The following is an 11,223-nucleotide window of genomic DNA, read 5'->3' as shown; positions in this document are numbered from 1 at the left end:
CACCCCAGAAAGGAACCACTGTGCGCATCGCAGTTTTCGGCGGCACCGGCAGGCTCGGCACCCGTGTGGTGAGCGAGGCGGTGGCCCGCGGGCACGACGTCACGTCCGTTTCCCGCCGTCCGGATCTCGGCAGGCACCCCGGCGGCGTCCGGGCGGCCACCGGGGACGCGGTCCGGCCGGCCCCGGTCGCCGCGCTGGCCGCTGGGCACGACGTGCTGCTCTCGGTGATCAAACCCGAGCTGATCGGCTCGACCACCTCGGTGGTCCTCGCCGCGCGGGCGTTCCTCGCCGCGCTCGCCGACCGGCCCGGCACCCGGCTGCTCGTCGTGGGCGGGGCAGGCACCCTGCTCGACGACGACGGCACGCGGCTGGTCGACCAGCCGGGCTTCCCCGCGTTCGCGAAGCCCTACGCGATGGGCCACGCCGCCGCGCTCGACGTCTACTCCGCCGACCGCGTCGCCGACTGGGTCTACCTGTCACCGCCCGACGACCTCGAACCGGGAGAGCGCACCGGCGGCTACCGCCTCGGCACCGACCGGCTGCTGCGCGGCGAAGACGGGACCTCGCGGATCTCCATGGAGGACCTGGCGGTCGCCCTGCTCGACGAGGCCGAGAACCGCAAGCACCAGCGCGAGCGCTACACCGTGGGCTACTGAGGTGGGGACCGTGGACCTGTTCGACCTGACCGGCAAGACCGCGCTCGTCACCGGGGGCACGCGCGGGATCGGCAAGATGATCGCCCGCGGCCTCCTCGATGCCGGCGCCGAGGTCTTCGTCGTCTCCCGAGACCCCGGGAAGTGCGCCGAGGCGGAACGGGAGCTGGCCGGACACGGCGTGGTGAAGGCAATTCCTCAGGACGTTTCGACCGAGCGGGACGCGCTCGCGCTCGCCGAGAAGATCGCCTCGGCGGCGGACGGGCTCGACATTCTCGTGAACAACGCCGGCGCACACCACATGGCACCCTTCGAGGAGCACGAAGCGGCCGAATGGCACCGGGTGCTGGGCCTCAACGTCGAGGCACCGTTCTTCCTCACCCGGGCTCTGCTGCCGTCGCTGCTCAAGTCGGTCACCGACGGCGATCCGGCGCGGGTGATCAACGTCGGCAGCATCGCCGGCCTGCACGTCCCGCGCGGCCTCGCCACCTACGCGTACTCGACCAGCAAGGCCGCGGTGCACCACCTGACCCGGGTGCTGGCCTTCGAGCTGGCTTCCCGCGGGGTCACGGTGAACGCCGTCGCGCCCGGTGTCTTCCCGTCGGAGATGACGAAGTCCACATTGGACGCCTACCGGAACGGCACGCGCGCGATGGCGCCGCTGGGCCGGGTCGGTACGCCCGACGACGTCGCCGGCGCGGTCGTCTACCTGGCCTCCCGGGCCGGCGCCTACGTGACCGGGATCGTGCTCCCGGTCGACGGCGGGCTCGCCACCACCGTCTGAGACCGACCAGAAAGGACAGAAATGATCATCCACACGCTCGTCTACCGGTTCGCCGACTCGGTGAGCGAGGAGCGGCGATCGCAGTTCTTCGCCGAGCTGGGCGCGCTGGCGCTGGAGTCGGGGCTGGTGACGCACTTCGGTCACGGTCCGCACCACCGCCTGCCGGTCGACGACGCGGCGCGGGGCCTGACCGCGAACGCTGTCGCCCAGTTCGCCTGCCCCGATCTCGAGGCGCTGAAGGCGTTCTCGGAACTGCCCGGCACGCACGAATTCATCGACCGCTGGCGCTCCGAAGCGGAGTACGAAGCGGCCTACGCCAACCACGACGAACTGCTCGGACTGACCAGGGGGAACACCGTGCACCACACCGAACACACCGTCACCGTCGCCGCGCCGCTCCAGACCGTCTGGGACATCCTGGTCGACGTCGAGGGCTACGCCCGGATCTTCCCGCCGACCCAGGAGGTCAAGGTCCTGGAGGAGTCGCCCCGGCACCAGATCGCCCGGCTGACCGTCGACGTCAACGGTGCCGTCCAGTCGTGGGTGTCGCGGCGCGACATCGACCCCGAGCGGCACGTGATCAGCTACCGGCAGCTGGAGAACGCCCCGCTGATGGCCCACATGGGCGGGGACTGGCGGGCCCTGCCGATCGACGAGGAGACCACCCAGCTGGTGCTGACGCACGACTTCCGCGCCAAGGACCCGGTCGACGGGCTGGTCGCCGGCACCTACACCTTCGAAGAGGCGGAGGCGATGATCGCCGCCGCGGTCGAGCGCAACAGTGTCGCCGACCTCGGTGCGGTGAAGGAGCAGGCGGAACGGGCGGTGCTCGCGAAGGTGCCGGCGTGAGGCGGTTCATCGACCTGAGCGTGGTCACCGCCGACAGCCCGAGCGAAGCCACGCCGGTGAAGATCGACCTGCTCGACCACCGGACCGGCGCGTCGGTGCTGGGGCTGTCCCCGGCGGACTTTCCGGGCGGCATGGCGATCTCCAATGAGACGGTCACGCTGACCACGCACACCGGCACGCACATGGACGCGCCGCTGCACTACGGGCCGGAAAGCGGTGGCAGCCCGGCCAAGAGCATCGACGAGGTGCCGCTCGAGTGGTGCTACGGCCCCGGCGTCCGGCTGGACGTCCGGCACGTCCCGCCGGGCGAGGGCATCACCGTGGCGCACCTGCGGGCCGCGTTCGATGCCGCCGGCCATGCGCCGGCCGCGGGAGAGCTCGTCTTCCTGTGGACCGGGGCCGACCGGCTGTGGGGGACCGCCGACTACCTGACGCGGTATCCGGGCCTGACCGGCGAGGGCACCGGGTGGCTGGTCGAGCAAGGGATCCGGGTGATCGGGATCGACGCTTGGGGGCTGGACCGGCCGATGAACGCGATGCTCGAGGAGTACCGGCGGACCGGGAACCGCGAGGTCCTGTGGCCGGCCCACCTCTACGGCCGTACCCGGGAGTACCTGCAGCTGGAGAAGGTCGCCGCGCTGGGCGACCTGCCGGGCCCGACCGGCTTCACCGTGGCGTGCTTCCCGGTCGCCGTCGGCGGGGCCGGGGCCGGCTGGACCCGCGTGGTGGCGATCGTCGATGAGTGAGCCGGTCGACGCCGCCGCACTGACCGGCGCGTGGGAGCTGGTCGCCTTCCGCGAAATCGACACGGACGGGCGACGCGGCGAAGGCCTGCTGGGCCCCGATCCCGCCGGACGACTGCTGTACACGGCGGCCGGGCACGTGGCCGTGCACATGACGCGGCGCGGGCCGGCCGCCACGACGGCGCACATGGGCTACGCCGGCCGGTGGCGGCTCGACGGCGGCCGGGTCGTGCACCTGATCGAGGTCTCCGCCCGTCCGGACTGGGTCGGCACGGAGCAGATCCGGGACGCGTCGCTGCGCGGCGACACGCTGACGCTGCTCGCGAGCACGGCGATCGACGGCGTGCCCCGCCACCGCGAACTGGTTTGGCGGCGGCTGACGGGTGCCGCCTCATCTTCGACTGACTGAGGGGACTGAAGTGAACAGACGAGTGGTCATCACCGGGATCGGGGTCCGCGCCCCGGGATCGGGCAACACCAAAGAGTTCTGGGACCTGCTGAGCGCGGGCCGCTCGGCGACCCGCCGGATCACCTTCTTCGACCCGGCGAAGTTCCGCTCCCAGGTCGCCGGCGAGTGCGACTTCGACCCGGAGCTGGAAGGGCTCTCCGCCCGCCGGATCCGCCGCATGGACCGCGCCGCGCAACTGGCCGTGGTGTGTGCGCAGGACGCTCTCGCCGACAGCGGGCTCGATGCGTTCGACGGCGACCCCGGCGCGGTCGGCGTCTGCATCGGCAGCGCGGTGGGCGCGGCCACCAGCCTCGAACGGGAGTATCTCGTGCTCTCCGACAGCGGCCGGCGGTGGCTGGTCGACGAGGACCACCTGAGCCCGCACATGTTCGACTACCTGGTGCCGAGCTCGATGGCCCGCGAGGTCGCCTGGGAGGTGGGTGCCGAGGGGCCGGTGACGATGGTCTCGACGGGCTGCACGTCCGGGATCGACGCCGTCGGGCACGCCGCCGCACTGATCCGCGAGGGCACCGCCGAGGCCATGGTGGCCGGCGCCTCCGACACCCCGATCTCGCCGATCGTCGTCGCGTGCTTCGACGCCATCAAGGCGACGACGCCGCGCATCGACTCGCCCGAGCGGGCGTCGCGCCCGTTCGACCGGAGCCGCAACGGCTTCGTCCTGGCGGAAGGGGCGGCGGTGTTCGTGCTCGAAGAACTCGGCCACGCCCGACGCCGCGGCGCGCACGTCTATGCCGAGGTGGCCGGATATGCCACGCGCTGCAACGCCTACCACATGACCGGCCTGCGCACGGACGGCCGGGAGATGTCGATCGCGATCGATTCCGCGCTCGTGGAGGCGAAGGCCACGCCCGAGGACATCGACTACGTCAACGCCCATGGTTCCGGGACGAAGCAGAACGACCGCCACGAAACCGCGGCTTTCAAGCGCAGCCTCGGTGAGCATGCCTACCGGGTCCCGGTGAGCTCGATCAAGTCCATGGTGGGGCACTCGCTGGGCGCCATCGGCTCGGTCGAGATCGCGGCCAGCTTGCTGGCCATGGCCAACGACGTCGTACCGCCGACGGCGAACCTGCACGAAGCCGACCCCGAGTGCGATCTGGACTACGTGCCGCTGGTGGCCCGCGAGCTCCGGGTCGACGGCGTGCTGACCGTCGGCAGCGGGTTCGGCGGCTTCCAGAGCGCCATGGTGCTGCGGTCGCTGGGCGGTGCCGCATGACCACATTGGTGACCGGGATCGGGGTGGCCGCGCCCGGCGGGCTGGGGGTGGGAGAGTTCTGGCCCGCCGTGCTGGCGGGCAAGAGCGCGATCGCGCCGGTGCGGGGCTTCGACGGCTCGGGGTACTCGGTGCGCCTGGCCGGGCAGATCCGTGGCTTCGTGCCGGAGCGGCACCTGCCGAACCGGCTGCTGCCGCAGACCGACCGCGTAACCCAGCTCGCGCTGACCGCGGCGGAGTGGGCGCTCGCCGACGCGGACATCGGCCGATCCTTGGTGACCACCGACGAGATGGGGGTGGTGCTGTCGAACGGCCAGGGTGGTTTCGAGTTCACCCATCGCGAGTTCCACAAGCTGTGGAACGACGGACCGGAGGAGGTCAGCGTCTACGAGTCCTTCGCGTGGTTCTACGCGGCCAACACCGGCCAGATCTCCATCCGGCACGGGCTGCGCGGGCCGTGCGGGGTGCTCGTCGGCGAGCAGGCGGGCGGGCTGGACGCGATCGCGAGCGCGCGTCGGTACATCCGGCGCGGCACACCTCTCGTCGTCTCCGGCGGGCTCGATTCGGCGTTCGACCCGTGGGGGTTCCTGTCGCAGACCGCGCACGGCCGGGTCAGCCGCGCCGAGGAGGACTGGGCCGCGTTCCTGCCCTTCGACCGCGGCGCCAACGGCTACGTGCCGGGCGAGGGCGGTGCCGTCCTCGTGCTCGAGGACGGCACGTCCGCCTTGGACCGCGGCGTGCCGGTGTACGGCGAGATCGCCGGCTACGGCGCGTCCTTCGACCCCCGGCCGGGCTCTGGCCGGAAGCCGGCCTTGAAACGGGCGCTGGAACGCGCGCTGGCCGACGCCGCGGTCGAGCCGCGCGACGTCGACGTGGTTTTCGCCGACTCGGCGGGCCGGCCGGACCTCGACCGCATCGAAGCCGCCGCGATCAGCGACGTCTTCGGCCCGCAAGGGGTCCCGGTGACGGCCCCCAAGGCCGCCTACGGCCGGCTCGGCGCGGGCGGCGGCCCGCTGGACGTGGCCACCGCGCTGCTGGCCGTCCGCGAGTCGGTGATCCCGCCGACCGCGCACACGCTGGACGTGCCCGAGGAGTACGGCATCGACCTCGTCACCTCGGCCGCCCGCGAAAAGGATCTGCGCACGGCCGTCGTGCTCGCCCGTGGTTACGGCGGCTTCAACTCGGCGCTGGTCGTCCGGCGGTTCGGCTATTGACGCCGTCCCGGGTTTTCACCACCAAGGAGGAGAAATGACAGAAGTGACCGCTGAACTGTTGTTCGAGGTGATCGTCGGCTGCGCGGGGGAGAGCGAGGCAGGTCCGTTGACGGCCGGCTCCCTCGACGTGTCGTTCGACGAGCTGGGCTATGACTCGCTGGCCCTGATGGAGGCGACCGCGAAACTGCGCAAGATCACCGGCGTCGAGGTCGAAGACGAGCTGCTGGCCGAGGTCGACACGCCACGGCGGCTGCTCGCCCTGCTGAACGGGCAGTTCGCGCAGGCCTGACGCGGCGAGTTGCCCGGCAGCGCCGCGGCCGCGTCCCGGTGGTCGCGGCGCTGTGCTGTCGGGAACCCGCTCCAACGCGGGAGTTCCTGTCGAGAAGCGCATCATTGCCCCGGGCGAGGATCGAGAATCCGCCAGAAATCCCCGGAACATATCGATACCACGCGTCCCATGGGCACCATTTCCCCGACCAGAGCGTGGAATCTGCCACGCCGCAGCGGCCTTCCCGCCCCGGGCAGGCCCGAGACTTCCCGGAGTTCGCCGTGACCAAATGGTGGGCACTGGTGGCGATCTGCCTCGGCACTTTTCTGTTGCTGGTGGACGCCACCATCGTGAACATCGCTCTGCCGCAGATCGCGCAGAGCCTTCAGTCCTCGTTCACCTCGTTCCAGTGGGTGGTGAACATCTACGCCCTTCCGCTGGTCGCGTTCCTGCTGATCGGCGGTGCGCTGGCCGACCGCTACGGTCGCCGCCGGCTCTTCGTCGCCGCGCTGGCGACCTTCGCGGTCGCCTCCCTGATCTGCGGGTTCGCCCCGTCGACCGAGGTGCTCATCGTGGGCCGGGCGGTGCAGGGCGTCGGCGGCGCGGTCATGTTCGCCACCAGCACCGCGCTGATCGTCACCAGCTACCGCGGGCGCGACGTCGGCATGGCGTTCGGGGTGTGGGCCGCGGTCAACGGCGCGTCGGCCGCGGCCGGGCCGATCCTGGGCGGGGTGCTGACCCAGTACCTCAGCTGGCGCGCGATCTTCCTCGTCAACGTGCCCGTCGCGATCGTGGCGATCCTGCTGGCGATCAGGCACCTCTCCGAGACGCGCAACGAGGACGTCCGGCGGTTCGACATCCCCGGGATGGTCACCTTCACCGTGGCGATCGCGGCGATCACCTACGCCGTGACCCACGCGGGCCAGGCCGGCTGGGCCGACCCGCTGACCGTCACGCTGCTGGTCACCGGCGCCGCGGCCCTGGCGCTGTTCGTGGTCGTCGAAGCCCGCAGCTCCACTCCGATGCTGGATCTGGCGGTGTTCCGCAGCCCGTCGTTCGTTGCGCTGATGGTCGCGATCACGGTCATGCAGGGTGTCGCCTTCTCCCGGTTGCCGTACACCACGGTGTGGCTCGAATCCGCGCTGGGACTCGGCCCCGTCGCCGCCGGCCTGCTCGGCAGCGTGCCGCTGAGCGCCGCGGTTCTCGTGGTCGCGCTGCTGACCGGGAAGTTCCTGCAGCACCTGGCCGCGCGGGTGCCGATCGGGGTCGGGCTCCTGCTGGTCGGTGCCGGGCTGTTCCTCCAGATCGGCCTCGACGCCGGCTCGACCGGGTTGGCGCTGCCGGCCGGGCTGGTCGTGAGCGGCGTCGGTGTCGGCATGATCAACCCGGTGCTCACCTCGGCCGCCATCGGCGCGCTGCCGCCGTCGCACGCCGGGCTGGCCGGCGGCGTGGTGAACACCTTCCGCCAGCTCGGGTTCGCGGTCTGCACTTCGCTGTTCGGCACCGTGTTCGCCACCGGCGTGACCACCAGCCTCACCGGGTCCGGCCGGTTCACCGAGACAAGTGCCGCGGGCCTGCTGGAAGGCGGAGCGGCACCCGCCGTGGTCGCGGCCGCCCCGCCCGCCGAGCGCTCCGGGCTCGACCACGCGGTCCGGGAGGCGTTCGCCACCGGGGTCGACCACGTGCACCTGATCGGCGCGGTCGCGGCCGTGGTGGCCGCGGTGGTCGTGTTCGCCCTCGTGCGGCCGGCGAAGAAGGCGCCGGAGAGCCTGCCCGCACCGGCGCGACAGGCCGGTTGAACGTCCACATCGGACACCACGAGAGAGGAAGCCATGTCCGTCACCATTTCGGAGTTCCCCGAGTACCTCGCGTTCGCGTACGGCGACACCCCGCTGATGACCTACGTGCGCAAGCCGCCGGTCGGCCCGTCGCCCTTCGCCACCGCGCAGTACCCCTACATCCACCCGGCGTGCACGCTGCGGGGCCACGAGGTCACCGAGATCAAGCCGGCCGGCCATCCCTACCTGCACGGGATCTTCCTGGCCGCGCAGAACGTGGCCGAGACGAACTTCTGGGGCCCGGCGACCTACCTGCCCGTGCACGGCTACGTGATGCGGGACGACCGCGGCGAAGTCCAGAGCCAGAAGTACGCGGTTCACGAGTCCGGCGGGGTGTCGGAGCTGCTGCACTGGACGAGCAAGGCTGGCATCGTCCTGCTGGAGGAGAACCGGCTGATCGAGGTCGAGCGCGTCGATGAGGCGGAGTCCGCGTGGGTCCTGCGGTTCAGGTACGCGCTCACCAACGTCACCGACGACTGGCTCCACTTCGCCACCCCGGGCAGCGACGGGCGCAGGGACGCCACCGGCCGGCCGGGCTGGGGCTACAGCGGCCTCTTCTGGCGCGGGCCGATGTCGATGCAGAACGGGGACGTCATCGGCCCCGAGACCTCGGGTGAACAGCAGCTCGACGGCGAGAGCACGGCCTGGCTCGGCTTCACCGGCAAGGTCGGCGACGGCGCCCGCGCCACCATGGTGTTCGTCGACGACCCGGAGAACCACACGAGCTGGTACGCGAACAGCTCCGAGTATCCCGGGATCGGGTTCGGCCTCGCCGCGCGGCAGCGCCGCTACCTCGCTCCCGCCGCCACATTGACCCGGGACCACCGGATCGTCGTCGCCGACGGCGCCTGGGACCGGGACCGGATCCGGGCGTTCGCCGGCGAACTGTAGGCGCCCGGACGTCCCTGACGGTGTCCGCCGGAATCCCCCAGGCCGGCCCGGCACCGCGTCCTGCTGAAGGGGGCTTCCACGCCACCCCCGGCGTGCGAGGCCCCCTTCAGCGCGTCCACGCCGGCCGGGCGGATTCCTGCCGGATCTCAGCTCCGGTTCTAGGCGGACACGAAAGGGTCGGGATACCGGACCGGACCGGGTCGTGTCCTGGTCCCCGATCCCGGCAGGAGAACACCACATGACAGTTACCGACGCGCCCGCCGTCCCCGGCCGCGAACTGGCCGACCGGTGGGCCATCACCGAGCTGACCGCCGAATTCGGCCTGCGCGTGGACACCCACGAATGGGACCGGCTCGTGCAGCTGCTGGCGCCGACGGTGGTGATCGACTATTCGCGGCTGCACGGCAAGGACCCGATCACCACCGACCCCGCCGGTGTGGTCGGCACCTGGCGCGGGGTGCTCGAAAACCTCAAGGTCACCCAGCACCTGATCACCGGCCAGGTGATCGAGCTTTCGGGCGACACCGCCAAGTGCACGGCGAACCTCGTCGCCGCGCACCACCTCCCCAACGACTCCGGCGCGCCGGACTGGACCCTCGGTGGCCGCTACGAGTTCGCCCTGGAACGCGCCGAGGACCGCTGGCTGATCACCGCGGTCGTGCTGTTCCCCCTGTGGGCCACCGGGAACCGGACGATCATGCAGCTCGCCGGCTCCCGCAACACGACCAGGTGAAGGAGCAGCTGATGACGAACGAAGCCGTGCCCTGCCCCGTGGTGATCGCCGGTGCGGGGCCGGTCGGCCTGATGGCCGCCTGCGAGCTTGCGTCCGCCGGGATCCCTGTGCTGGTGCTCGAACGCCGGTCCCAGCCGGACCGGATCCTCAAGGCCGGTTCGGTCGGGCCGCTCGCCATCGAGGCGCTCGACCGGCTGGGTCTGCGCGCCGAGCTGGCCGAGGCCGAGGAAGCGACCATGGCCGGGTACGCGAAGATGGCAGAGGAGGCCCGCGCCGCGGGCGACCAGGTCGCGGTGGACGCGCTGGACAAGGCACAGCGAGAACACTTCGCCGGCCTGGAAAAGCTGGACTTCGCCCGGCGCTCGGACCCCGCGCGGCGCCGGATGCGGGTGCCACAGCCGGCGCTCGTCGAGATCCTCCGCCGCCGTGCCGGGCAGCTCGGCGTCACCGTGCTGACCGCCCACGAGGTCGTCGGGCTCACGCAGGACGACGAGGGCGTCACCGTGGTGGCCGACACGCCGCGCGGGCGGCGGGAACTGCGCACCGCGTACCTGCTCGGGTGCGACGGCGGGAGCAGTGCGGTGCGGCGGCTCGCGGGCTTCGGCTTCCCCGGCACCGCGGCCACGATGCTGGGCCGTCAAGGGGTGGTCGAGCTGGCCGACCCGGCGCAGCTGCCCGCCGGCATCCACGAGGTCGAGCACGGGATCCTCGTGTGGGGCCTCGGCGTCGACCGCGTCGCGGCCCTCGAGTTCTCGCCCGAGTCCACGGAACTCGGCCCGATCACGCGGGAAGAGTTGCACACGGCCGTCGCCCGGGTCAGCGGGATCGACCTGGGCATCACGGAGTTCAAGGCCGGTGGCCGGTTCAACGACGAAGCCCGGCTCGCCGCGGACTACCGGAGCGGCCGGGTCCTGCTGGCCGGGGACGCGGCGCACATCCACGCGCCGGTCGGTGGGCAGGGCTTGAACGTCGGGCTCATCGACGCCGTGAACATCGCCTGGAAACTCGCCGCCCGCCTGCGCGGGTGGACCGGCGATGACCTGCTCGACACCTACGGCGCCGAACGCCGCCCGGTGGCCGAGGCCCTGCTGGACAACACCCGGGCGCAGATCGCCCTGATGCGGCCGGACAGCCACAGCCGGGCCCTCCGCCGCCTGTTCGCCGAGATACTGGAGCTCGACGAGGTCAACCTGTTCATCGGCGATCTGATGGCCGGGCTGGACACCCGCTACGAGTTCGGCGACGCCGACCCGCTCGTGGGCACGCTCTGCCCCGACGTCAAGCTCCCGGGGCCTGTCGAACGGTTGGCCGCGCTGCCGCACGACGGGCGGGGGGTGCTGCTCTGGCAGGGTGGGCAGCCGCCGGCGTTCGTCACGCGGTGGGCCGAGCGGGTGCGCGTGGTCACCGGCGGAACCGGCGAGACCGGCGCCGAAGCCCTGCTGCTCCGTCCTGACGCGTGTGTCGCCTGGGTGGCGCGCCCGGGTGTCCCCGCGGATCTGGCGGCGCTGGAGACGGCGTTGGGCACCTGGTTCGGGGTGCCGGCCTGACGGGCCACGGTCCGGTGAGCT

General features: G+C 71.9%; 12 protein-coding genes. All 12 read left to right on the top strand.

Annotated elements, in window-relative coordinates:
• The first annotated feature begins 20 nt into the window (after positions 1–20).
• The 12 genes from AB0M82_RS09160 (at position 21) to AB0M82_RS09105 (ending at position 11,202) form a co-directional block, all read left to right on the top strand.
• Positions 21–656: an NAD(P)H-binding protein gene (locus AB0M82_RS09160; RefSeq protein WP_364719033.1), complete on the top strand. Its 636-nt coding sequence runs from the start codon at positions 21–23 to the stop codon at positions 654–656.
• 10 nt (positions 657–666) lie between these two features.
• On the top strand, positions 667–1,437 hold the full coding sequence (locus tag AB0M82_RS09155) for an SDR family oxidoreductase (protein WP_364719031.1): 771 nt from the start codon (positions 667–669) through the stop codon (positions 1,435–1,437).
• A gap of 21 nt (positions 1,438–1,458) precedes the next feature.
• Complete coding sequence (locus tag AB0M82_RS09150; protein WP_364719028.1) at positions 1,459–2,286, top strand: aromatase/cyclase; 828 nt, start codon at positions 1,459–1,461, stop codon at positions 2,284–2,286.
• On the top strand, positions 2,283–3,032 hold the full coding sequence (locus AB0M82_RS09145) for a cyclase family protein (RefSeq protein ID WP_364719025.1): 750 nt from the start codon (positions 2,283–2,285) through the stop codon (positions 3,030–3,032). Before AB0M82_RS09150 ends, AB0M82_RS09145 begins: the two co-directional genes overlap by 4 nt.
• Positions 3,025–3,438, top strand: coding sequence for a lipocalin-like domain-containing protein (locus tag AB0M82_RS09140; RefSeq protein ID WP_364719022.1), 414 nt, complete (start codon positions 3,025–3,027; stop codon positions 3,436–3,438). The genes AB0M82_RS09145 and AB0M82_RS09140 overlap by 8 nt, the downstream gene beginning before the upstream one ends.
• Before the next feature lie 10 nt (positions 3,439–3,448).
• Positions 3,449–4,714, top strand: a complete 1,266-nt coding sequence (locus AB0M82_RS09135) for a beta-ketoacyl-[acyl-carrier-protein] synthase family protein (protein ID WP_364719020.1) — start codon at positions 3,449–3,451, stop codon at positions 4,712–4,714.
• Positions 4,711–5,925 (top strand): ketosynthase chain-length factor, encoded by a 1,215-nt coding sequence (locus AB0M82_RS09130; RefSeq protein WP_364719017.1) that lies wholly within the window; start codon positions 4,711–4,713, stop codon positions 5,923–5,925. Before AB0M82_RS09135 ends, AB0M82_RS09130 begins: the two co-directional genes overlap by 4 nt.
• Positions 5,926–5,959: 34 nt before the next feature.
• On the top strand, positions 5,960–6,214 hold the full coding sequence (locus AB0M82_RS09125; RefSeq protein ID WP_364719015.1) for an acyl carrier protein: 255 nt from the start codon (positions 5,960–5,962) through the stop codon (positions 6,212–6,214).
• A 260-nt stretch (positions 6,215–6,474) separates the two neighbouring features.
• Positions 6,475–7,992 carry an MFS transporter gene (locus AB0M82_RS09120; RefSeq protein WP_364719012.1) on the top strand — a complete coding sequence of 506 codons (1,518 nt, stop codon included), beginning with the start codon at positions 6,475–6,477 and terminating at the stop codon, positions 7,990–7,992.
• Positions 7,993–8,025: 33 nt separating this feature from the next.
• Entirely contained in the window at positions 8,026–8,922 is an 897-nt protein-coding gene (locus AB0M82_RS09115; RefSeq protein ID WP_364719010.1) for a DUF6807 family protein, read from the top strand.
• Positions 8,923–9,160: 238 nt separating this feature from the next.
• Positions 9,161–9,655 (top strand): nuclear transport factor 2 family protein, encoded by a 495-nt coding sequence (locus AB0M82_RS09110; RefSeq protein WP_364719007.1) that lies wholly within the window; start codon positions 9,161–9,163, stop codon positions 9,653–9,655.
• A gap of 11 nt (positions 9,656–9,666) precedes the next feature.
• Positions 9,667–11,202, top strand: coding sequence for an FAD-dependent oxidoreductase (locus AB0M82_RS09105; protein ID WP_364719004.1), 1,536 nt, complete (start codon positions 9,667–9,669; stop codon positions 11,200–11,202).
• Positions 11,203–11,223: the final 21 nt, after the last annotated feature.

It is taken from the genome of Amycolatopsis sp. NPDC051128 (assembly GCF_040682715.1).
In the GTDB taxonomy this organism is placed as follows: Bacteria; Actinomycetota; Actinomycetes; order Mycobacteriales; family Pseudonocardiaceae; genus Amycolatopsis.
This window is presented reverse-complemented; position numbering and strand designations above follow the sequence as displayed.